The organism is Carboxylicivirga litoralis (assembly GCF_025499605.1).
GTDB classification, from domain to species: domain Bacteria; phylum Bacteroidota; class Bacteroidia; order Bacteroidales; family Marinilabiliaceae; genus Carboxylicivirga; species Carboxylicivirga litoralis.
The window spans coordinates 111,783-135,943 of sequence record NZ_JAFMVC010000012.1 but is presented as its reverse complement, the minus strand read 5'-3'; the positions used below and the strand labels follow the sequence as shown (position 1 = coordinate 135,943).

General features: G+C 35.8%; 23 protein-coding genes and 1 tRNA gene. 4 read left to right on the top strand and 20 right to left on the bottom strand.

Going from position 1 to position 24,161, the window contains the following annotated elements; all coding sequences use genetic code 11:
• The first annotated feature begins 70 nt into the window (after nt 1-70).
• Nucleotides 71-724: a DUF4956 domain-containing protein gene (locus tag J1N10_RS12760; protein WP_262327098.1), complete on the top strand. Its 654-nt coding sequence runs from the start codon at nt 71-73 to the stop codon at nt 722-724.
• Nucleotides 725-766: 42 nt separating this feature from the next.
• Here J1N10_RS12760 and J1N10_RS12755 read toward each other — a convergent pair whose 3' ends face one another.
• The 3 genes from J1N10_RS12755 to J1N10_RS12745 form a co-directional block, all read right to left on the bottom strand.
• Nucleotides 767-1,480 (bottom strand): LytR/AlgR family response regulator transcription factor, encoded by a 714-nt coding sequence (locus tag J1N10_RS12755; RefSeq protein ID WP_262327097.1) that lies wholly within the window; start codon nt 1,478-1,480, stop codon nt 767-769.
• Nucleotides 1,481-1,550: 70 nt separating this feature from the next.
• Entirely contained in the window at nt 1,551-2,231 is a 681-nt protein-coding gene (locus tag J1N10_RS12750) for a TrmH family RNA methyltransferase (protein WP_262327096.1), read from the bottom strand.
• 78 nt (nt 2,232-2,309) lie between these two features.
• Nucleotides 2,310-2,582, bottom strand: a complete 273-nt coding sequence (locus tag J1N10_RS12745; protein ID WP_262327095.1) for an HU family DNA-binding protein — start codon at nt 2,580-2,582, stop codon at nt 2,310-2,312.
• Nucleotides 2,583-2,831: 249 nt separating this feature from the next.
• Between J1N10_RS12745 and J1N10_RS12740 the strand changes: the two genes are divergently transcribed.
• Nucleotides 2,832-2,916 (top strand) — tRNA-Ser (locus J1N10_RS12740).
• A 273-nt stretch (nt 2,917-3,189) separates the two neighbouring features.
• Nucleotides 3,190-4,410, top strand: coding sequence for a site-specific integrase (locus J1N10_RS12735; RefSeq protein WP_262327094.1), 1,221 nt, complete (start codon nt 3,190-3,192; stop codon nt 4,408-4,410).
• Nucleotides 4,411-4,490: 80 nt separating this feature from the next.
• Here J1N10_RS12735 and J1N10_RS12730 read toward each other — a convergent pair whose 3' ends face one another.
• The 17 genes from J1N10_RS12730 to J1N10_RS12650 form a co-directional block, all read right to left on the bottom strand.
• Nucleotides 4,491-5,456, bottom strand: coding sequence for a DUF4340 domain-containing protein (locus J1N10_RS12730; protein ID WP_262327093.1), 966 nt, complete (start codon nt 5,454-5,456; stop codon nt 4,491-4,493).
• A complete protein-coding gene (locus J1N10_RS12725) occupies nt 5,449-6,948 on the bottom strand; it encodes a GldG family protein (protein ID WP_262327092.1) in 1,500 nt (499 codons plus the stop codon). The genes J1N10_RS12730 and J1N10_RS12725 overlap by 8 nt, the downstream gene beginning before the upstream one ends.
• An 11-nt stretch (nt 6,949-6,959) precedes the next feature.
• Nucleotides 6,960-7,685 carry an ABC transporter permease subunit gene (locus J1N10_RS12720; protein WP_262327091.1) on the bottom strand — a complete coding sequence of 242 codons (726 nt, stop codon included), beginning with the start codon at nt 7,683-7,685 and terminating at the stop codon, nt 6,960-6,962.
• A gap of 91 nt (nt 7,686-7,776) precedes the next feature.
• Nucleotides 7,777-8,709 (bottom strand): ATP-binding cassette domain-containing protein, encoded by a 933-nt coding sequence (locus J1N10_RS12715; protein WP_262327090.1) that lies wholly within the window; start codon nt 8,707-8,709, stop codon nt 7,777-7,779.
• A 67-nt stretch (nt 8,710-8,776) separates the two neighbouring features.
• On the bottom strand, nt 8,777-9,745 hold the full coding sequence (locus J1N10_RS12710; RefSeq protein WP_262327089.1) for an ABC transporter permease: 969 nt from the start codon (nt 9,743-9,745) through the stop codon (nt 8,777-8,779).
• Nucleotides 9,738-10,703, bottom strand: a complete 966-nt coding sequence (locus J1N10_RS12705) for an ABC transporter ATP-binding protein (RefSeq protein ID WP_262327088.1) — start codon at nt 10,701-10,703, stop codon at nt 9,738-9,740. The genes J1N10_RS12710 and J1N10_RS12705 overlap by 8 nt, the downstream gene beginning before the upstream one ends.
• A gap of 2 nt (nt 10,704-10,705) precedes the next feature.
• Nucleotides 10,706-11,854, bottom strand: a complete 1,149-nt coding sequence (locus tag J1N10_RS12700) for a COG1470 family protein (protein ID WP_262327087.1) — start codon at nt 11,852-11,854, stop codon at nt 10,706-10,708.
• A 126-nt stretch (nt 11,855-11,980) separates the two neighbouring features.
• Complete coding sequence (locus tag J1N10_RS12695; RefSeq protein WP_262327086.1) at nt 11,981-12,181, bottom strand: hypothetical protein; 201 nt, start codon at nt 12,179-12,181, stop codon at nt 11,981-11,983.
• A gap of 72 nt (nt 12,182-12,253) precedes the next feature.
• The gene (locus tag J1N10_RS12690) at nt 12,254-13,774 is read right to left on the bottom strand and encodes a Do family serine endopeptidase (RefSeq protein ID WP_262327085.1); all 1,521 of its coding nucleotides are present in this window, start codon (nt 13,772-13,774) and stop codon (nt 12,254-12,256) included.
• 88 nt (nt 13,775-13,862) lie between these two features.
• Entirely contained in the window at nt 13,863-14,306 is a 444-nt protein-coding gene (locus tag J1N10_RS12685) for a hypothetical protein (RefSeq protein ID WP_262327084.1), read from the bottom strand.
• A gap of 38 nt (nt 14,307-14,344) precedes the next feature.
• Nucleotides 14,345-14,854, bottom strand: coding sequence for an HSP20 family small heat-shock protein (locus J1N10_RS12680; protein ID WP_262327083.1), 510 nt, complete (start codon nt 14,852-14,854; stop codon nt 14,345-14,347).
• A gap of 58 nt (nt 14,855-14,912) precedes the next feature.
• Nucleotides 14,913-15,221, bottom strand: a complete 309-nt coding sequence (locus J1N10_RS12675) for a hypothetical protein (protein WP_262327082.1) — start codon at nt 15,219-15,221, stop codon at nt 14,913-14,915.
• Between the two features lie 55 nt (nt 15,222-15,276).
• Nucleotides 15,277-15,744 (bottom strand): Hsp20/alpha crystallin family protein, encoded by a 468-nt coding sequence (locus J1N10_RS12670; RefSeq protein ID WP_262327081.1) that lies wholly within the window; start codon nt 15,742-15,744, stop codon nt 15,277-15,279.
• Nucleotides 15,745-17,199: 1,455 nt separating this feature from the next.
• Entirely contained in the window at nt 17,200-18,693 is a 1,494-nt protein-coding gene (locus J1N10_RS12665) for a glycoside hydrolase family 130 protein (protein WP_262327080.1), read from the bottom strand.
• A gap of 16 nt (nt 18,694-18,709) precedes the next feature.
• The gene (locus J1N10_RS12660; RefSeq protein ID WP_262327079.1) at nt 18,710-19,723 is read right to left on the bottom strand and encodes a glycosyltransferase family 4 protein; all 1,014 of its coding nucleotides are present in this window, start codon (nt 19,721-19,723) and stop codon (nt 18,710-18,712) included.
• A 230-nt stretch (nt 19,724-19,953) separates the two neighbouring features.
• Nucleotides 19,954-20,952, bottom strand: coding sequence for a glycoside hydrolase family 130 protein (locus tag J1N10_RS12655; RefSeq protein ID WP_262327078.1), 999 nt, complete (start codon nt 20,950-20,952; stop codon nt 19,954-19,956).
• Nucleotides 20,927-23,149: a glycosyltransferase family 4 protein gene (locus tag J1N10_RS12650; RefSeq protein ID WP_262327077.1), complete on the bottom strand. Its 2,223-nt coding sequence runs from the start codon at nt 23,147-23,149 to the stop codon at nt 20,927-20,929. The genes J1N10_RS12655 and J1N10_RS12650 overlap by 26 nt, the downstream gene beginning before the upstream one ends.
• A gap of 330 nt (nt 23,150-23,479) precedes the next feature.
• Here J1N10_RS12650 and J1N10_RS12645 point away from each other — a divergent pair, with 330 nt between their 5' ends.
• Nucleotides 23,480-24,040 (top strand): helix-turn-helix domain-containing protein, encoded by a 561-nt coding sequence (locus J1N10_RS12645; RefSeq protein WP_262327076.1) that lies wholly within the window; start codon nt 23,480-23,482, stop codon nt 24,038-24,040.
• Nucleotides 24,041-24,161: the final 121 nt, after the last annotated feature.

Below are 24,161 nucleotides of genomic sequence, written 5' to 3'. Positions count from 1 at the left end.
AAAGGCATGCTTATGCGATGAATATTCATTAGATTAGAGGTTTAATTCGTTGAATCATCAGCCTAAAAATATGGATTTAAACTTGCTAAACGAAAGCCTGATAAATATGGATGGCCTGCTTCGGTTAACCATCCGCTTTGCTTTTAACCTGTTTGTGACCTTAATACTAGTGCGTGTTTTATACTATCAGAAAGCACGACGAAAAGATTATCTCTTCACTTTTGTCCTGATTAGTACAATCGTCTTTCTTTTATGTGTATTGCTCGATAGTGTAAATCTTCAACTTGGGTTTGCACTAGGGTTGTTTGCTATCTTCGGCATAATCAGGTACCGCACAACACAAATTCCTATTAAGGAAATGACCTATTTGTTTATAACAATAGGTGTGTCAGTTATTAATGCTTTAAGCGGTGAAAACGTCAGTGTTGTTGAGTTGGTTCTGACCAATTTAATGGTAATAGGCGTCACTTTTGGTCTTGAAAGGGTATGGTTGCTACAACATGAATCGAGTAAACTGGTTATTTATGAGAAGATTGAATTGATTACGCCTGAAAAGTACAATGATATGCTAAATGATTTACAGCAACGTACGGGCCTTAGTATTCACAGAGCAGAAGTTGGTAAGATTAATTTTTTAAGAGATACGGCCGAAGTGATCGTGTATTACTACAACAACGAGGTAAGAAATGTTGAGCAGTATGAAAGCGATAATGATGATGATTAAAAGGCAGGTGCAAAAAAAAGACCGTTTTAACGGTCTTTAATTTTATCTGGTAATCAAATTAATATCATCCATTAGCTTGTCCTTATATGACTTCCCGATTGGAATGATTTTAGAACCACCTTCGTAATTGATGATGACTGAATTGTCTTCGATCACCTTTATTTTATTAATGTTTACAATAAACGAACGGTGAACCCTTACATAGCGTTCTGGTGGCATCTTTTCAGAAATAGCTTTCATGGTAAAGTGAATGGTAAACTTATCTTTAAAAGTGTTGAGTACCACATAGTTTTCCAGGGCTTCAATCCAAAGAATGTCGTCATATTTTACCCGAACCAGCGAGCTGTTGTTCTTAACGAAAATCTCGTTGGTTTCGCGTGTTATCGATTCTTTCTCTTCAAAACGTTCGCGCGCTCTTTTAACAGCTTTAATAAAGCGGCCGTATTGAACAGGTTTTAATAAATAATCAGTTACATTATATTCGTACGAATCAATTGCATATTTTTCCTGAGAGGAGTATACGATAACCTGTGGTAATTCGTCAAGTGATTTTAAAAAATCGATACCACTCATTTCAGGCATTTCTATATCAAGAAAAATAAGGTCAATCGTTTCAATATCTTGTTTAGACAGGTAATTAATCGCACTTACAGCACTGTCAAATTTCCCCGCCAGATTCAAGTCATCGGTTTTCTCAACAAATTCTTGAATAATCTTTGTTGAGAGTTTGTCATCATCAATAATAATGCAATTCATAGAATCTGATTTTCTTCAAAAATAAAAAAATATCGGCACTATTAGCTTTATCAGGCAGAAAAATTAATTCCTAAAACGAAGTATTGTTTCTTTTATTGAACTCTTCTATTAGTAGTTCACTCTTTTTAATTGATTTTTTTAACCATTCTAAATATAAGGCGTTCAGTTCGTCAACTGATAATTTAGTGTTCAATTCGCTTGTTCTTAGTTGGTTTGAAAAGTGTTGTAAAGTAATGGCAGCGCTGACTGAAATATTTAAGCTCTCCGAGAAGCCGTACATGGGTATCTTCATAAACTCATCAGCTTCTTCCATAACGATATCAGAGATGCCTTCTCTTTCGTTTCCAAAAACAACAGCTGTTTTGCCTCTACTTAAATCAAAATCATTTAGGTTAACATCATTGCGATGGGGTGTGGTAGCAACAATTCGATAGCCATCATTCTTAAGTTTCCGAAGGCAAGCACGCGTGTTGTTGGCTTCTTCGTTATATTGATGCAGGTGGAGCCATTTAGTAGCACCAATTACAACCTGGGGGTTAATATTAAATGTATTTTCATTTTCGATTATATGCACATCCTGAATTCCAAAACAATCGCATGAGCGAAGAACGGCACTGGCATTTTGAGTCTGGTAGATGTCTTCGAGTACAACGGTTACATACCTGGTTCTGTCGTTGGCTACCTGCCAAAGTTGTTCACGTCGTTCTTCTTTCGAAAACTCTTGCAGAAAGCTAATCAGTTGTTCAATCATGGTGTTCAATTTTTGCCGAAAGTAGAAAAAAAAAGAGAGTGCAATTGCACTCTCTTTGTATTTTACTGTTGCAGCTTTTTAGTTGATAGCGTCACTTAATTCGCTACCTGCTTTGAACTTAACAACTTTCTTAGCAGGGATTTCAATCTCCTTACCAGTTTGTGGGTTTCTACCAGTACGAGCGCTTCTTTCAGATACACCAAAAGAACCAAAACCTACTAATGCAACACGACCACCGTCTTTTAATGCATTACCAGTTACTTTAATAAATGCGTCTAAAGCTTTTTTTGCATCAGCTTTTGTTAATTCTGCTTCGCCAGCAATTGCATCAATTAATTGAGCCTTGTTCATAATACTCTTTAATTTCAGGGTTAAACTAATTTAATTCTTAAACTTTCCTCTACAAATATATAGTATTTCCAGTGTTTACCAAATGTTCGATAAAAAAAGTATAATAAAAATCAGGTTTAAAAAGACATATTATCTTCACTAAAATAAAATTACGTGTTAAAATAAAGAATTCGATAAAATCTTCTTGCATCCTTAGTGAAATTATCTATATTTGCACCCGCATTTAAGGAAATGCACTAATGATTTACTGGAGAGATGGCAGAGTGGTCGAATGCGGCGGTCTTGAAAACCGTTGTACCGCGAGGTACCGGGGGTTCGAATCCCTCTCTCTCCGCTTAGTTAAATGTCAATATAAGACAGAAAAAAGACAAACCCTACAATATCAAGATATTGTAGGGTTTTTTTATGCCTTTTTGTCTGTAAGTACTTTGATAAAATTGCCAAAAAGCGACATAGTTTTGTGGCTAAATCGTACCCTGTTTTTTAAAATCAAAAATAGGTCACAAATTGTCGCATATTGGCATAGTAATGTCGCGAATTGGCACACCTGCAATCATTTCATTTTGAGATTAATAAACTAGTTTTACAATTCAAAAAAATGAAGCAGATGAGAAGTACATTTAAAGTTCTTTTTTACATTAAGAAAAGTGCAAAAAGAAAAGACGGAACAGCACCTATTATTGCAAGAATCAGTGTTAATGGTAAAATGGCACAATTCAGCACAAAGCAATATATAAAGGTTACTGAATGGAGCGTTAGTCTGGGCAAAGTAAAAGGGCGAAGTTCGGAAGCAGTGGCCACTAATAGCCTTTTGGAAGAAATAAAGACCTCCATTCATAAAACATACAATGAACTTATCCGAAAAGAAATCACAGTAACTGCCGAAAAGGTTAAAAACACATTTTTAGGTATCGGACAAGAGCAATTCTTTTTAATGGAGCTCTTTCAGGACAGCAATAACCTCCTAAAGAAACAGATTGGCATAAGTAAATCTAAAGCCACTTACCAAAAGGCAGAGGTCTGTAAACGACACCTATCAAATTACCTGAAAACCGAATATAAGCGAAACGATATTGATTTAAGGGAAATCAACCACTCCTTTATAGTTGGCTTTGAAACTTACCTGAATACACAATGTGGCTGCAATGCCAACACAACTGCTAAGTTTATTCAGAAATTTAAAAGCATAGTACTTACTGCTCAAAAAAACGGATGGATTCAAACCGACCCTTTTGGCAATTACAGAATCTCTATCAAAAAGGTGGACAGAGGTTACTTGAACGATGATGAGCTAAAACTAATCATGCAGAAAAGCTTTTGTAGCGAACGCTTAGAGCGAATTCGTGATATTTTTATTTTCTCATGCTACACAGGACTTGCATATATTGACATTAAAAATCTTAGACAAGAACACATCACTAAAGGCTTTGATGGAAATTTATGGATAAATACTAAACGCCAGAAAACCTCTATTAAAACGGTTGTGCCGTTATTAGATATAGCCCAATTAATCCTAGACAAATACAAAGGTTTACCGAACGGTGTTCTTTTGCCAATTCCGACAAATCAGAAGACAAATCAGTATTTGAAAGAAATCGCTGATGTTTGCGGTATTAATAAAAACCTTACCTTTCATTTAGCACGGCATACCTTTGCAACCACCGTTACCCTATCAAAGGGAGTTCCTATCGAATCCGTTAGTAAAATGCTTGGGCATACCAATATTAAAACAACTCAGATTTATGCTAGAATTACAAACGAAAAGATAAGCTCAGACATGCACCTATTATCACAAAAATTAAAATGCTCGGAAATGAGTTTAGCATAGAAAAATATTATAAAGTCAGTTTTTATTGTGCCCCTAGTTATCAATTAGATAACTAGGGGTTTTCTCTAATACAAAGCGGTTTACTTCAACAGCTCCTTTTTTGAAATAAACAATTTATTGAAATTTGAACTTAGGGCTTCTTTAAAAACAGTTCCTTGGTTTTGAGAAGTTGTTAATATAACTTCTTCATTCTCAATCACTGCATTCACCTCTACTTGCTCCCCACTATCTGAAAAGATTTTCGTTTTATGAGTAAATGAGCTTCTATTATCACCAGTAAAGCTATTTCCTTTCAACGAAGTAATTCCGGATAAATAATTGGCTACAGATGCAGAATCAAGCTGTATGCCATTACTCATCCAGACCCCTTCGTTTTTAACCATTGTAAATGAACTGTCAGCAGGATAACTAAACTCAATTTTGTTAATATTGGTTTTATTTGTTTTTAATAGGGTTTTATCCCTAAACGCATCTACATTTCTATTGGCAGAACTACCCAAGAACCCCTCAACTGCATAAACCTCTTTTTCGTCATTATATCGCACGTAAGATGTCATGGTTCCTTGCGGACGCATATAAGGGTTTTGTTGCACCATAGGATTTGTTTTGGGTTGGGAATACGAAAACTTTCCGATGTATATTTTTGCTAATTCGCCTTTAGCTCCCACAAACTGCACCTCTGTTGAAAGCGAATCAGTCAATTCAAATTTATCCCATCCATCTTTTGTTTGAGAAGCAAGTCTAATAGGCTTTAGTCCATTTAATTGATTGATTAATCGTTCTATTGTTGCTGCATCAGCATTATATGACTTTCCGTCAGATACGACTCTCCAATTCTCATTATCCTTTTTAAGTTCTATACTTTTACCATTAAGCATTTTGGGTTTTACAATTACAGATGTAATTATATTTTCTTCAATATTAAATAGTTCAGACTTGAGTGTATTAACACCTCTTCTGTTATCCAACACCTTTATACCAACAGTTAATATGAGCAGGCCTAAAAATACCCAGCTCAACGTTTTTATATTCAATTTTCTAAACATAGCTTTCTCCTTTAATTTTTAAGCGGGTAAATTTTCTTCTTTGATAACGATAAATACCAATACCCAGAATGATAAGGATTGGTAGAGTAAAGTTTAGAATTTTCAACAAGTTCTTATCCCCATCTTCTAACTGGTCTAATGGTCGCATCTTTACCTGCTTACTCCTTAATTGAATAAGTCCGGTATCATCGCTCATATAATCAATAGCATTTACAAGAAAATTGGCATTATCAGGTTGAACCTGGCGTACCTCCTGACCAGAACCATTAATGGCCAAATCACCATCTGTGATTACTACCAATTTATGATTGTCTTTTTCCAGAAGTCCTGCAACTGTAAGTTTTGAAGCTGTAAAGTCCCTTTCCTGCCATTGTTTTTCAATATTAAAATAAACTGGAGCCGGTTGTTTTCCTGATTTATCCGAGGTAAAGACCAATGGCGTAAAAGTGCTTAATGAATCCCCACTAAAGGTTAACGAACTACCAAATTGCATAATCATTGTTCCTAAGCCTTGTGTGATAGGATGGTCGGCAAAATTGGATAAAATTGGTAAATAAGGAAAGTTAATCGGACGATTAACCGTAAAAATACCTTGGCGTTGTTGAACATTTACAGAACCACAATTGGCATCCACAACAAAATCCTCATTAACGGTAAGTCCTTGTTTTTGCAGCCAATTACCCATTCCTGTATATTTAGCAAAGCCCATTCCTTGATTTAATTGAGCATCAACCTTATTAAAAGACACAAGTAAATTTCCTCCCTGATTTAAAAAATCCTCTACGTAAGTAAAATGCTCTTCAGGAATTGAATCCTGAGGGTTTATCCAGGCCAGTGTTTTATACTTGCTGAGATTTACACTATCTGATAATGCAACTTCTTCCGGCACATATAGAACTTCCAATCCCTGAATTACCTGTATTTGTTCATTTAGTGTTGGCTCTCCATGACCAACAATAAAGCCAATTGCATCCTTATCCGGAATTGTCATCTTTTTAATGGCTGTTGTTAATGCATATTCCATTTGTGCTCCCGGCTGAATAAATGGTATTGTTTCAGAGTTTTCACCAATCTGCACTAAAGCCCCCATATAGGCTTTTTTTGTAGTAGCCTGGTCTTTCTCTCTTGCTTCAATCATCACTGTCTGAATTCCCGCCTGTACAGCTTTCTGTTCTTCCTGTGCATCTTCATTGGGATTAATAAACTCAAATACCAGTTGATGATTACTTCGAGATGCATATTCTGCCAATAAATCTTTAAAATCATTTCTTAATTGGTCGAACTGAGGTTGCAGACCTTCAGAAAAATAAGCAGTTACTGTTATTGGCTCTGTAATATCTTGTAAAATATCTTTGGTGGTTTCACTCAATGTATATCGCTGGTCTTCAGTAAAGTCAAGGCGAACAAAAAAACGATTAGCCAAAACGTTAATTAATACCAAAACACCTAAAGCCAATGCGATATAATATTTAAATCGTAGCTTGTCGTTCATATTTTTTCTTTTTAGTTGATGTTACGTTTAACAAGAGACAGTTCAGATGCCATTAATCCTCCAAGGATTATTGAGACAAAATAGATGATGTTTTTACTGTCAATTACACCTCGTGTAATACTTCGATAATGATATTGCATATCGAGATATGATAAAGTATCTCCAATCATCCCCGGAAATGCCCTTGAAATAATGCCAAATAGAATCTGAAAGAAAATTCCAATAATAAGAGCCAATAAAAAGGCCACAATTTGGTTAGATGTTATACTACTGGCAAAAATACCAAGACTTATATATGCCGCACTCATTAAAAGTAAACCTAAATACCCGGTCAGAACGGAGCCATGGTCTATTGGTCCAATATTGGCAATAGAAATATAATATGGCAATGTTAGAGCCAGTGAAATTGCAATTAGCAGAAAAGTTGCCAGAAATTTACCTGTAACTACCTGCCAATCTGATACAGGTTTGGTTAAGAGCAACTCAATAGTACCTGTTTTAAACTCTTCGGCAATTTGCTTCATGGTTAATGCCGGAATAAATATAAAAAGCGTCCAGTATGCAATACCAAAGAACGGTTGCATGGTTGCTCTATTTATGTAGAATACATCATTGTTGCCATAGAGCCAGGTAAAAAAGCCACTTAGCCCAAGGAACACAACAATGAGTATATATGCCATCAAGGAATCAAAATACCCTTTCAACTCCCTTTTTGTTATTATCCAAATTTGCTTCATAATATTTAGTATCAAGATTCAAGTATTAATACACAAGACTTTTATGAAAAAATAGGTATTAACACTTCATCATTATTTAATAATATTTGAACTATCTAGGTTTTGTTAATTCTCTAAATACATCCTCCAAGTTCTTTTCAATAGGTGTTAACCGAGTAATAAACCAACCTTTACTTACACACATTTTAAAAATGCTTTCTATTGATGATTTACCAACATGGCTTTCAATCTCAAAAATGCATGAGTTATCATCTACAAATGAAACCATTGCAACTTCATCAATATTGCTCAATGCTTTATAGGCTTCATTGCGATCCGTTGTACTTAGCCCCACCTTTAGAAGTTCTGTTCCCTGTGCTTCTTTTCGTAATGATTCCGGTGTACCATCGGCTACAATTTTACCTTTATTGATGATTAAAACCCTGTCACAAGTTGCTTCTACTTCCGCCAAAATATGAGAACTCAGAATAACGGTTTTTTCACGTCCTATTTCCTTTATGAGCTTTCGTATTTCAATAATCTGGTTGGGGTCTAAACCTGTGGTAGGCTCATCAAGAATTAGCACTTCCGGGTCGTGGATTAAAGCCTGTGCCAATCCAACCCTTTGTTTGTAGCCTTTAGATAATTCACCTATCTTCTTGTGTTTTTCAAGGTCTAACCCACAAATTCGAATCATTTTCTCAACCTGTGCTTTAATATTGCTTTTGCTAACCCCTTGTAACTCGCCAATAAAATTCAGATAATCCATAATGGTCATATCTAAGTACAAAGGGTTATTCTCCGGCAAGTAACCGATGCTTTTCTTTACTTCATCGGGTTCATCATGAACTGATTTTCCTCCCAGGGTAATATCTCCTCCATTGGGAGTAATATAGCAGGTGATTGCCTTCATTGTTGTGGTTTTACCTGCTCCATTAGGACCAAGAAAACCAAGAATTTCACCTGTTTTCACCTTAAATGATAAATCATCTAGGGCTTTTTGTGTACCATACGTCTTGGTAATATTCTTTACATGGATGTCCATTGTTTAGAATGATTTATTATAAATTGAAAATAATTAGTTAATTATCTGGTTCTATACTCGTAAATAGCTATCTGGAACGTATTTCTCTTCGCATAAACATGGTGTATGCAATAGCAAAGAACAACAGCGTACCTCCAATAAGTGCTACAACTTGTGGCCAAACCAACATAAGACTCTGACCTAATGGCAGAGGATTTGGTATAGCTCCAATGGTTTGTTCTGTTGTTAAAGGACCCAAACTTCGAACTGAAGGGCGCAACAGAGTAGTTGTAACATCATTGAATAATTGTCCGGGATTAAAACGCATTAAGTTTTGGACAAAACGTTGAAAACTGACCATTTGATTTTCACTAATAAACCTTACCGGCGCAAGTCCTTTTGCAATAAGATTTACAATCATACTATAGAATATAGTAAAGAAAAGCCATACTGAAATCCCAGCCAGGGCAGAGGTTGCTGCCTGCCTGAATTTTACAGAAAACAGTATGGACAGATTCAGCCAAAAGCCAACGTATATGATGTTTACAATAGAGAAAATAATGATTCTCATCAATTCATCAGTTGTAGGAGGAATACCTATAAATATAAGACCAAAACCAAGTACCAATAAACTTAGCCCAATAAAAAGGTAGCTTAGAATGGTTAAGGCAGCTAAAAACTTGGCATTTAATATATAGTCCCGATAAATAGGTTGTGCCAATAATCTGCTTAAAGTTCCTTTGTTTTGCTCGGTATTTATGCTGTCAAATCCCATGCTGATACCTAACAATGGCCCCAGGAAACTGATAAATACCAGAAACGAAGGCAAAGTACCATTTGAATGTGTATAAAGCTTCAGGAAGAAGAAATCATCATCAGCACTTCCTCCTTTTATAGCAGCCGAAAAATCATCCAGGGCAGCATAAAGCGACCCCATACATGTTAGCAACACCAATGCTACCATGATAATAAATTTCCAACTTTTTACTGTGTCGGAAATTTCCTTACTTACAATAACCCCAAAGGGATTAGTTTGCTTTGTAGCTATACTAATCATCGCTTAATCCTCCTTCAAAATAACGGTTATAAATAGCATCAAGTCCATATTCTTTTTTACTCAAGAAATTAAGTTCATAATCAGCCTCAATAACTGTTTTAGCAATGGATGAAGAAATATCTGAAGAGCATTCAATTTGAAAGAGCGTATTATCTGCCGATACTTTCTGTATACCTTCTATTGGAGCTAATAGCTTTTCCAATTCTTCCGAACCTATTGGAGATTTGTCACCGCTATCTATTGCAAGTTCAATAAGGTACATACCGTGTGTAAACAACTTTTGCGATAACTCTTTGATATTTCCTTCTGCCAATAACTTACCACTAACAAAAATTCCTACACGGTCGCAAACTTGCTGAACCTGATGAAGGTTATGAGAAGAAAATAGTACTGTAATATTTTGCTCTACGCTGAGTTTTTTTATTAAGCTAAGCAATTCCATTACGCCTTTCGGGTCGATGCCAGTTGTCGGTTCATCTAATATGATGACTTCCGGATTTTTAATCAATACATCAGCTAAACCTAATCGTTGGCGCATTCCTTTAGAATACTTGCCTGTTTTTTTGTTTTTATCGTTACCAAGACCAACTCTCTCCAACAGTTCACCAGCTTTTTCTTTGGCAGTGCTATAGTCGAAACCATTCAGCCTGGCCGTATATATCAGGTTATCCAAACCCGATAAATCATCATAAAACCCTACATCCTCTGGTAAATACCCTACCTTCTTTTTAACAGCAATAGGTTTTGAGGTAGAATTAATTCCACATACACTTACACTTCCCGAACTAGGCTCTGTAAGCCCCATAAGCATAAGTATTGTAGTTGACTTTCCTGCACCGTTTGGCCCAAGCAATCCAAAAATCTCACCTTTGTTAATGGATAAATCCAGATTATTAACAGCAGTAAAGTCTCCGTACTTTTTAGAAATTCCATTTAGTTGTATAACTGGACTATCCATACTTACCTCCTTCCGAATTTCTTGATTAAGAATGCTATCCCTCCTATGGAAGCTAATATGATTAAAATTCCTAACCAACCCATAAGCATTGGTGTTTTGACCATAATTCGAAAAGATAGATTTTGATTAGCTTCTGATGTTTTTGCCGTAATCTTGGTCACATAGTCTCCGGGAATGGCCTTTTTATCGGCTTTAATGGTTGCATAAACCGTTGATGTTTTTCCCGGTTCCAGGCTTTCTATTTTTTTGTTATCGAATGAAACTTCCCAATTTTTCGGTTTAGATGCCGATAGTTCTATATTCTCCAATTTTGTAGAACCTGTATTCTTAACTACCAACTCTACCTTTTTATCATCTCCTGCTGTGATTTTTGCACTTAACAATCCTGTTGGAGTTGAAAAAGACATTTCGTAAGTACCTGTAATTACCACCTCTAATTCCATATTTGCAGAAGTAGAACCTGAAACCGCTTTTACAGGAATCTTATAAGTTCCGGCTTTTACATTTGATGGTGCTTTGATGGTATAATTAATATTTTTTGTGCCATTGGCATCTACCTCGGTTGAAGTGGCCTGTTTATGATTAGGCTTAATCGTTACACTCCATCCCCTTGGTGGAGATGCCATTAATGCGTATTGTTGCTGAGTAGCTGTTTTATTCTTTAATACGGCATTAAATGAAAAGTTAGATTTTGAAGTACCTTCCATGTTTTTCTGGTCACATGTAAGTTCTGATTCATTAGAGCCTGCTGTAGTTACATTAATGGTCAATGGCAATGAAGCTATACTGCCAAGCTTTGCATAAAAGGTATAATAACCTTTTTTTACACGATAGGGAACATCAATTTTAAGTTTTAAAGTTTGTTTCTTGCTGCCTAACACAGCTACTTTATTAATATTCATCCCACTAGCTGTAAGTGTATAATTCCACGAACGAGGAATGTTACTAATGTTTATGTTTTCGTTTATTGTCTGTTCGTTATTATTGATGATATCCAGTGAATAATTTACTGTACTTCCGGGTGATACAGACACCTTAGTGTAAGGTGTAAAAATTTCTGTTTTACTATCATTAGCAAATATGTTTTGCTGAACATTAAAAAATAAAATAGATACAATTAAAATTTTACAATAAGAATGTAGACTTTTCATGAGTTCCTCCTTAAAACATTAATAATTAAAAAATAAAACACGATAAAGCATCCATGCTCAGAATAGAGCATAGACATATATAAAAGCATGCACAGAATAGACCTATGCATGCTTCAAATCAAAAATTTATGATGCAAATTGGTACTTAGTGTTTAATATTTCGTCAATGACATCAGCATGCTCATTTATGAAACGTTCTCGTACCCAGTTTTGGAATTTTTCCTGGTCTTTTTGATTAAGCCAGGAGATAGATTTAATCAATTCCTTTCTAAAGAGGCTTTTGTCTTCATGAACTCCATTCAATACTGTCTTACATAAATCTAACATAGAACGATACTTTTATAAAATTCAACAAAACATTTACTGTTTTAAAAAGATATTAATCTGTTTTTTATGGTTTTATAATCCAAATGCGTAATAATAGTTACCAGGATAATCCTCATAAATACCTTCCAGCATAACACCGCCTTTTTTATCTTGCAGGTAGTTTACTAGATCATCAACTGTTTTATAAAGCTTTCCATCCACCTTAGTAATAATAAAACCAACTTTTACATCTGTATGTCGTTTTAATTTACCTGTGAACAACTTAGTTATTCTGATTCCTCCGTTAATATCAAGTTTTTTAGCAGTTGACTTGTCAATTTCTTCCAACTCAACACCTAATATATCTAATATTTCCTTAGTTCCTCTTTCGTATAATTTGGTTTTTCCTTCCTGATTTCGGAGTGTCACCAGATACTCCAACTCTTTTCCATAACGGTTTACTACTAGTGCTACTTTGTCTCCCGGATGATGCCTACCTATAACTTCTAATAGTTTAGCAGATGCAGCTACTTCAACATCATTTACTTTAAGTATGACATCTCCAACCTCAATTCCGGCTTCTCCGGCAGCACTATGGCTGGCAATACTGTCCACATAAACACCTTCAGTAACTTTAAGGTCTTTTTCTTTTGCAAGATTCCCGTCAACGCTTCGAATCATTAAGCCCAAATAACCTCTTTGAACCATTCCATATTTAAGGAGGTCTTCAATAACTTTTGAAACTATATTAGCAGGAACGGCAAAGCCATATCCGGCATAAGCACCTGTTGGGCTCGCAATAGCAGTGTTAATTCCAATTAATCCACCCTGAAGGTTAACCAAAGCTCCACCGCTGTTTCCGGGATTAATAGCAGCATCTGTCTGAATGAAGGATTCAATCGCACTTTGGTCTCTTAAAATATTTATATTGCGTCCGGTAGCACTTACGATTCCTGCCGTCACTGTTGAATTTAGATTGAAGGGATTTCCAACAGCTAATACCCATTCTCCAACCTCTACTTCATCCGAATTTACTAATGGCAAATAAGGTAATCCCTTTTCTTTTATCTGCAACAGAGCCAAGTCTGTAGACGGGTCTGTTCCAACTACTTTAGCTTTAAAAACTCGGTTATCATCCAAAGTTACCTCAATATCATCAGCATTGGCAATAACATGGTTATTAGTTACAATATAACCATCTGTATTAATGATTACACCTGAACCGCTGCCTACTCTTGCTTGCGGACCTCTTTGTTGTGGCTGAGGGGATTCAAACTTAAATTCCGGACCAAAAAAGCGTTTAAACATGTCATCTTGAAAAAAATCCCTAAACGGGTCGGATTGATGACGATAGTTGTAGTTTTTAACATTCTGAACCTGTGTAGATTTTATATGAACAACCGCAGGCATTACTTTTTTTGCTACTTCCGTAAACTCAAGAGGAACTATTTCTCCACTTTTATTAACGGTATATGTAGCTCCTACAACTGGAGTGCCCGATATATGTTCAATCTTTACTGTTTTATTATTATTGCTATTTATAAAAAGAAACGTACTAATTGTAAGGGCACTGCTTACAACAGACACCAATAGCAATGAGCCAAACCTTTTCATTGTTGCTATATTTTATTGTTTAATACAAAATTAATTTCTATGACAAATTGTTTTGGTTAAAGACTGGTTAAACTCAGTTAAGAAAATGTTAAAGTACATCACAATCCTTTATGCGACTACAATTCCGCTCATTAACTTCATCCGTTTGTAAAACCACTTCAAGTCTCATCATTTCTTTATCCCATAAAACATTACTAATTACATAATTATCCTGTGCCAACTTATACTTAAAGCTTTTAAGCCTGTCGTAAGTTGATTTTTCATTAATCGTTTTATCAAGTAACCTGAAGTACCTGGGTTTTACAATTTCTCTTCTCTCATAAATGATTAGAGATAAACAAGCCCCCTTTATATTTAACCTATAATTATTCTCCTTTAGCAAAGCCGAACTTATAAAAACACAAGTCCGCCCTTGCTTTTCCTCATATTTAAATTCTACATTCTGATTGTTACATTTTTCTGTTGAAGTGTAAGCATGGTTATTTCTTAATTGGTGATTACACCTGAACGTTTCTTTATTTAAAACTTCCATTAAATCAAGATTTATCCATTTAAACAATTTGCTTCTCCTTATGCTGTATTCTTGAATAAGTTGTTAATACGAAGCTTTATCTCGTTAAGTATATTTTTTGGTTTATTGTTTTTTTCTTCCAACACTGTAGCATTACTTGAATCGCCAAATACCGGAATTTCCCTATAGCTTACGTATTCTTCTTTTTTTGGAATCTCTACTTTTAGAACACCTTTTTGGAATGAAGCATTGATATTATCAAGATTCATATCACTTGATAATCTTATATTTTTAACAAAGTGCTTTTCTATACTATTGCCAGTATTACTATTCCACCATGAACCTTTATTTTTGTTTGTTCCTTCGATGGTTAATACATTGTTTTGTAGACTCATTACTAAGTCTTTTTTTCTAAAATCTGGCAATGTATAACTATAGTTATAAGCAAATGGAGTTTCCGATATACTTTCTGTTTGCAGACTACTATATTCAAGTATTGGTTCAAATAAACTAAACTCAAATAATGGGCTGAACCAAGGTATTGTATTTGTACACATAATCGTTTTCATGATAATTACTTTATAAAATTAATATCAAGGGATACAACTTACTATCTAACTCTTAATTCTATTCTCCATCGTTCTTTCCTAATTTTGATGAATCAGGCTGTAAGACTGGAATGTTATGCCAATATTGAAATGGAGTAAATAGATTAAAAGTTGAATCTATCTTTGAGTTGAAAAATGGGTACATATAAACAGAATCACTATTAGGTGCTAGCGGAACCTTAGTAATTTCATTGGTTTCAACAATCTTTTCAGAAGACTCACTCTTCTTTGCTGAATCAACTTTTAGTTCTTCCATTTGGTCTTCTACTTTTTCACATCCGGCAAATACCATTGCCAGAACAAATAGTGATAAAACTATCCTTTTCATAACAAGATATTTAGAGAATTCGAAAATAAGGGCAGTAGAAACTGCCCATAGTCAATTACATAATTTCGATTTGTTTTGCAGGTTTTGGTTTAACCTCTTCGCGTTTAGGAAGTGAAATATGAAGGATTCCATTTTCGTAATTGGCTCCTATTTTTTCAGCATCCACTACATTTTCAGAAACTGTAAATGAGCGTTGGAAAGACTGGTAGCTGAATTCACGACGAGTTACTTTTTCACCATCTTTTTCTTCTACTTCACTTTTCTTTTCTGATGAAATAGTCAAACGACCATTGTCATAGTTTACTTTGAAATCTTCTTTGGTTAAACCTGGTGCAGCAACATCGATTAAAAACTCATTGTCGTTTTCTTTAACATTAACTGCTGGTAAGGTAGTGTCTGTGCTTGAATAGTTAGTTCTATTCCAATCCATCAATTCGCCATCAAAAAATCTATCGAAGATTGAAGGGGCTGATGGAAACCAGTTGTTTGATAATTTTGCAAGTGTCATAACTTTATCCTCCAAAAATTTAGTTCAACAAATTTTAATTACTTACACCTAATCTTTTTCAAACTAAATGCCAATTTTGAGGCCTTTATCCATTAAGAATTATTTTTTATTGATTTTCAAATAAATAGATTTTGTGGTATATAAAGCAGTATTTACCCAAGAGTCATTTTGACATAAATCAATAACGTACCAGTGTCATTATGACCACTTTAGCTGACATTTTTTCCCGATTAAACACTATACTTCAAAAATGAAAGAAAGCTTTATTTCTAAATAGTAGTGATAACATAGTACTTATCTACAAAACCACCACCTGTAATAAATTTCATGAACAGATTATTATTCACAATCGACTTCGAATTTATCTCATAATATACTTGACATTAATCCATTTTTAGGTTCGGTTCCTTTTTGCTACTTTTGAAGGGAAATGAGTTCATTAAAACGCATTTGAAACGGACATTTTTTGGCCAATTTTGGTGGACTTACAGAGGACTTAAAAAAATAAATTCGTAAAATATTGAGAATTGGGCACTTAAAGCAAATTTTCAGTTCCCTCTCTCTCCGCTGAATAAAATATCAATAGAAGACAAAAAGAGACAAGTCCTACACTATCAATTAGTTGTAGGACTTTTTTTATGTCTCCATGTTTTGTCTGACTTCCCGAAAATGCCTTAAAAAGACATAAAATCGTAACCTATTTCAAAATGGTAAAAATAGGTTACGATTTGTCTTAAAAAGGCAGTGCTCTGTCCAAACTTGTAAGTCTTGTAATTATTTTATATTGAGATTGATAAAGTAGTTTTACAAATTGAAAAATGATGATTATGAGAAGTACATTTAATGTTCTATTTTTTAGAAAAAAGAATGCAGAAAAGAAGGTTGCAACTCATCCGTGATACTTTTGTTTTTTCCTGCTATTGCGTCTAGGGAAGCAATTATCATAGAAACATTAATAATTAACCGGAAAAATGCCTTTTTTAAAGTAAAGTATTGAAGTAATTCATTGATGGCTTTTGTTGTTGGATCAATATGTAGATTCATTATAGCCTGATATTTGAGACTTTTGAAAACTTTGCAATTTTCTCGACTACTTAAATCATTTAACTAAATTGCCTACAAGATGAGCCTTATATACTTCACGTGCAGCTAGTGAATTTTAATATCAGAATAAGATCTTCTCCTTGCTGATGAACTAAATCCTTTTTAACTAATTCAGATTCACAACAATAAAAAAAGATAGAACCACCAATGACATAACCTTTTCTTAACTGATTTAATTCATTAATAAGTGTTGTTATCATTGGAATATTTTAATGTTCAAGTGGTATATAAAGTTTTCGAATTAGAAATCACATTGCTTTTGTTATGAAATCTTTAATATACATTATGTTACAATGCGCCTGAGCTTATTTTTGGTACACATTCAATTTTATCTTTGTTTTTAAATCAAGCCTAGATATGAAACTGTTATTCATAATTGCTCATATAGGTCATCGACTCTAGTAAATCATTTACATTGATGGTAGCAATTCCTGTTGATATATCAGACATGGCATAGGGAATAATTAATTGTTGATGAAATAATAGGCCGCCACAGGAATAGATTACGTTAGGCACATAACCTTCTCGTTCTTCTTTTGTTGGTGTTATTAGTGGTTCATCCAGTTGGGCTATCACTTTTGTGGGATTATTTAAATCAAGTAATATCACCCCAATGGCGTATTGACGCATGGCACCAACGCCATGGGTGAGCACCAGCCATCCCTCATCTGTCTCTATTGGAGAACCACAATTACCAATCTGTATAAATTCCCAAGGCTTTGTTGGCTCTTGAATAATCTGGGATGATTGCCAGAAATGCAAATGATCAGAAAACATAATGTGGTTGTTTTCGCCATCCTGTCGTGATAACATCACATACTTTCCATTGATCTTACGCGGAAACAGAGCCATTCCCTTATTCTGAACAGCCTTACCATTCAGAGTCATCACTTTAAAGCGGAGAAAATCCCTGGTTTCAATTAACTGGGGTAGGATGCTGAACCCATTATATGCTGTATAGGTGGCATAGTAGGTCACTTCACCATTGTCATCTTTAAATAGTACAAAACGGGCATCTTCAATTCCCCTGCTTTCATTATCAGAAGATGGAAAAATAACCCGTTCCGAAATGTTACTGGTTTCATCAAACTGAAGCGTATAATTGGAGTTAGCCACCCAGTAGATGATCTCAATAACTTTATCATTGCATACAAAATCAGGATCTAAGTATAGTACACCTATACTCACCTTTAGCTCCTGATAAGAAAAAGTATCTGGAATCTGCTCAAATATGCGAATGCTTGTTGCATCCCAGGCGTCCAAATCCTGCAGTTTCAATTGAAATAAGTGACGGTCATAAGCTGAGTTGTGGCACACTGAAGCTTGCTCGACATACCTGTTGGTTTCATCAAATGAGAAAGAACCATCTGTATTAATAACACCACTACGAAAAACAATGGAGGAAATATGTCCTTCACCAGTGGCCCGCAAGCTCATAATAAATCTCAGGCAACCATCTACAACATATTTCTGGTTTGGATGTGCAACAATGGAAGGATTAAACAAAGCAGCTGATTCAATGGAATATTCCATGGTTAAATAGGCGCCAATAAGCATCCGCATATTTTGGCTTAGAGTCACAGAGGCTGGAATATACTCCGAAACTTTATTAAAATGCTTAATCAACTGGTGATCCAGGTTTTTATGTCTGCTTTCAAAGTCACGATATACCTTTTGTAATTCCTTCTCTATCTCATCATTAGTAAGCTTAAGTACCCTGTTGATGATGTTGTTGATACGCGTTAATTCACCTGGAATATGAGCACGTGTGATAACGCGTGAATCGTCACCACGAATAATTATCTTTTGCCTTTGCACCAGTTCTGTAGCGTTTTTGTCCTCAATATTAAATACTGCCATGACCTTTGTATGTATTTTATTTGCGACTTAGAATTCTTTTATAAACTTCAACATACCCTTCAACCATTTTATCCTGCGAAAAATTAGAGGTAGCCCACCATTTGCAGTCCCATCGATTGATGTTTGAAGTCTTATCAACAGCAGCAACGGCTTCATCAAGCGTATTGACTAAAAAACCGGTTTTACCATCAAGTATGATCTCGGACATTGATCCTCTGTTAAAAGCGATGACTGGAGTTCCGCAAAACATAGCTTCTGCTACACTTAATCCAAACGGTTCATTGAAACTAATCGGATGTAACAGGGCAAATGCCTGCCTCAGCAACTCATCCCGCTGTTTAGGCCCTGAATTACCAACATATACAATGTCTTCGTTATTGAGATGAGGTTTAACACGGCTGTAAAAATAATCTTCATCCTGAACCAATCCAGCAATAATAAGCTTGCGTTTTGTTCTTTTTGCTATCTGAATGGCCTCGTAGGTGCCTTTTTCAGGGTGTATTCTGCCAAAAAAGAGCAAGTAATCGTCCGGAATGCTATTAAAAGTGAAATCAACCGGATTAATGCCATTGTAAACTGTGGCGATATAATTGAGTTCAGGGCTTCGATCAGCATTGCTAATCGAAACATAAAAATTATGGTTGTTGTAGCGCTTAAAAACCGGGATAATTTTAGGTGATGAAAAACCATGAATGGTAGTAACCATTGGAGTTTTGATAAGTCTGGAATAGCTCAGTGGCAAGTAATCAAAGTGATTATGGATGATATCAAAATCATTGGCTTGTTCCATCAGGAAGCTGATGTGAAGACATTCCCACACCTTGGAAGCGATCGAATCGTCCTCGCCATAAGCGGTAGGCGAGATAGATTGCAATTTAGCATTGGTATTGGAGTTACCGGTTGCGAATAAAGTCACATCCAGCCCTTTGGCAACCAAGCCTTCGGTAATGTTAGAAGCGACCTGTTCCCATGGTCCATACCTTAAGGGAGGTGTTCTCCATGCTATTGGTGATAATATGGCTATTTTCATGGGCCTGTAATTTGTTTTATTATACTATACCTAATCTCGCTTCGGCGAGATGAAAATCGTTAAGAAAATTTCATCCTCAGTTGAAAAATTTTCTTGTGTTGGCTTCATGGCTTTACGTTTTAATTCTTGAGGCAGTATCAATTAACACTCCAATTAGTCAGGCATTTAATGTGTTGTTGCCAAATGTCACTTGTTACGAAACTTAACTTTATTCTACTTCGACTACTGGCTTATAAAGCTTGTCTAAGATTACTAAGACAATGATCAACCAATTCGTCAATAACGGCTGTTCCAACACACATCACCTTATCAGCGCCTCCCCAGTACAGTTTTAATGTCCCATCGGGTTCAGGTATGGCCCCACAGGTAAAAACAACATTGTGCACATAGCCGGTTATCTCATACTCTTCTTCAGGCTGTAAGATCCATTCATCGCCAACTGCAATAACAACAGATGGATCTTCAAGCTTATGCAAGGCAACTCCTAAGCGGTAAACGCATCCATCCATGGTAGGAAATACACCATGGTATATATTTAACCATCCACGCGATGTTTTGATGGGGCTTGCTCCGGGGCCTATTTTCATTTCATCCCAATGGTATTGCATTGGACGCATAATCAGTTGTGATTGACCCCAATGAATTAAATCGGGCGAATAGGATATCCAGATGGACCAGGGAGATATTTCGGAGTGCGGACGATCTAATCGGGCATAAAGGTTATTGAACTTTTCGGGGAAAATTACCACGTTCCGGTAGTCGGCTTCGGTTATAAGAGCCACGCGCTGAATATGGTCAAAGTCTTTGGTTTTTGCCAGTCCAATCCTAACACCATATTGGGAGTAGGCACTGTAAGTAATCAAATATTCTCCATCTATTTTTACAATGCGTGGATCCTCAATACCATAAGCTTCATACTTTTTAAACGGTTGCTCCTTTGATGGTATCATAAAGGGATGCTTATCAACTATAAAGTTAAAGCCGTCATAACTCACTGCTTTACCCAATATGCTACGCCCATTAAATTTATGGGATCTGAAAATCATGATGTACTTATCCTCATGTTTGATCATGCCTGCATTATGCACTGTTGCAACAGGATAGGGCACATCATCTTTTTGTAGAATCGGATTACCGGAATATCTTTTTATTAACATTTCTAATGATTTAAAGGTAAGTAGGTGCATTTCGTCGTAATTGACATCACTTAAGGCTGTAAAAATCTTCATGTGCTTTTAACACCGTTAAGTGTGAGATAAGGTACGCCAGGGTGCTTTCTGCACCTTGGTTCCGATTGATTCCGTCGCGCTCTAAGCCATCGCAACATCCATGGGTTTCAAAATCATACAGTCGCATTCGCAAATCATTCTCACCTAAAAACCACATAAAAGAGGTGAATAATTTGCTCAGGTATTCTTTGTTTTTAGTAAGGTTATAAGCCTGATGAAACATCAGAATCATGGCCATGGCATCAACCGGTTGCTGGCTAAACATCGCTTTGCGACCGTTTTTGTTAAACCATCCATCATTACCTATTAAAGACAGGTAACCATCACTCAGAGTGTGTTGAATCAATAAGTCCATAGATGCGATACCAACATCCTTGATATGCTCATCATTAAGTACCTTAGCAACATGCAATAGCGCAAGAGGTAGCATGGCATTATCGTAGGTCAATACCTCTTCGAACCAATTCCAGTTTGCGGAGCTATTGTTATCATAATGATCAATCAGCTTTTTGGCTAATTTTCTTAATACAGCCACCATACTGTTGTTATCGGGCGAGTTATTTAAATAATGGCTTATTCCTATTATTGTATTGGCAATGCTGCGAATAGATTTCAGTTCTTCAAAAATGGGTGCTGCTTTAAAGAATATGGAATGACTAGCCTGATAATAAGAATCATTAGGTGCATTATCCATCAAATAGCCTAATGACCAAATGGTTCGGCCAAAGGAGTCTTCTGAACCCACATTGTCTATATAGTTCCTATTGAAACTTAAGAGATTTCTAAATGAGCCGTCCTCGTTTTGCATGTAATGGATATAACTCAGATATACATGACATAAATCCAGTGCCTTTTTACTTTTCTTTTGAGTATAGGTCATGAGTGCCATTAGAAGAGCTCTGGCATTATCATCGAGGCAATAGCCATGTTTCAAATTAGGTATGCCATATTTAGCATGCTGAATAATCCCGGTGTCATCCGTTAATCGTTTAATATGTTTAAGCGAAAAAGCTGGTATCATCAATAAGTCAAACGGCTGGTCATTATCGTCATCCTCTTTTATGCATTCCTGAATAGTGTGAACCAGCAATTCGCTGTACTTTATACCGGTTATTGGCCAGGTAATTTCCTTACCATAGTTACCTGCATTTTTTCTAAAGGTGCTCAGCTCCTCAGGATGCTCTAATAAATTAATCAAGATGTCGCCCAGTTGTTCGGAATTGCCAAAATCAAACAGAAGCCCCCGGTTATTGGCAAGCAATTCAACAGCATGCCAATAGGGTGTTGAAATAACACAAGAACCCACACCGACAGCATACGAAAGGGTTCCGCTGGTTATCTGCGCCTCGTTGTTGTAAGGTGTGATATAAATATCCGATGCATACAAGTACATAAATAGCTCATCTTGGCTCATATACTTATGCGGAATAATCACATGGCTTTCCAAACCCAAAGTTTTGACCAGTTGCCTCAGGTAGATGAGATACTCTTCTCCGGAATAGCGCAGCACATTGGGGTGGGTTTTGCCCAATACAAAGTAGAGGCTATTGGGATGCTTTTCAATTACCTTTGGCAAAGCTTTAATGGCCACATCAATACCTTTGTTTCGCCCCAAAAAGCCAAAAGTGAGTATCACATTTTTATTCTGAAGCTTTAAGGCGCTTTTTGCCTTCTGATGGTCTAGTTTATATTGTGGTACACCGTGTTCAATCAGTTCTATTTTATCTTTATGTACATCATAAATTTCATCCAGGAAATCAATAGCTTTTTGGGTCATTACAACTATTTTGCAAGCCTTTTTACATATCTCCTGAAGTATTAACTTTTCGCTGTAAGACGGAGTATTAAGTATGGTGTGAAGAGTTACAACAAGAGGTATTTTCAGGCGGTGTATCAATGGAAGGATGTAAACTCCATCTTTGCCACCAAAAATGCCAAACTCATGCTGTAAAATACAAATGTCGGTGCCACTGTGGTTTATAAATTTTGCGGCATCAATGTAATCACGCTGGTAATCCTGACGGATAACATGTTCCACTTCATTCGGATACGAAAGTAATTTATCTGAATTGTTTAAAGCAATAATGCTAACATGGTTATGGCGATCTGCCCCAATAATAGATTCATAAAGGTGTCGGGTGAATGTGCCAATGCCACATTCTCGGGGAGGGTACGTTCCTATTATTGCAGTTTTCATAATCTCATTTTTATCATTTATTAATCGTTAATCAATTTGTTGCAACAACTAATTCTATATGCATGAGGTTATGGAAATGCATTTCAAACCATAACAAGTTAGTGAAATAATAATGGAATAGATATAAATTTACATGTATTCTGAAATCTTATTACTGACCTATCTTCTTCTCTAGTCAGATAATTTCTTAGTATGTCACAAACTGCTTTATAAAAGTTTTGAAAATCCTTAACTTTATACTATTGCAACAATGCTTCAGTGCCTTGTTTGCATTTGCATTAGAAGGAAGAGGTGGTATGAAGTGACAACTGAAAAGCCTAATATAAACACATGAAAGTTTACATCAAAAATATGGTATGTATTCGCTGCCAGATGGTTGTTAAGAGTGAACTGGATAAGCTGGGATTGGAATATACTGATGTAAAAATTGGGGAGGCTTGTATCATCGGGCCCGTGCCTGATGAAACCTTGAAAAAATTAGATGCGGCATTAAGAAAAGCTGGACTACAGCTTATGAGCAATAAGAAAAGCATACTCGTTGAAAAAATAACCAATGCGATTATTGAATTGGGGCATTATACCGAAGAACAAATAAAAGTGAACCTATCGGATTACCTGAGTGAAAAACTTTGCTACGACTACACCTATCTGGCCAATTTGTTTTCGGAAGTAAAAGGCACCACCATCGAAAAGTTTTACCTGAAGCATAAAATAGAAAAAGTTAAAGAGCTCATTGTCTATGATGAACTAAACCTTTCTGAAATTGCTTATAAAATGCACTACAGCAGTGTTGCGCACCTATCCAACCAGTTTAAAAAGATGACGGGCCTGACACCTTCTCACTTTAAAAAGCTTAAAAACAAGAGACGCGATACACTCGAAAATGTGTGAATCTTGTAAAATTAAACAGGAAAAATGTAATACCTTTTCTGACTGACTCTTCGATATTTGCACCAATACACTTCTTGCAAACTGAATGGCTGCCCTGTTTCTGATAAACAAATCATTTGCA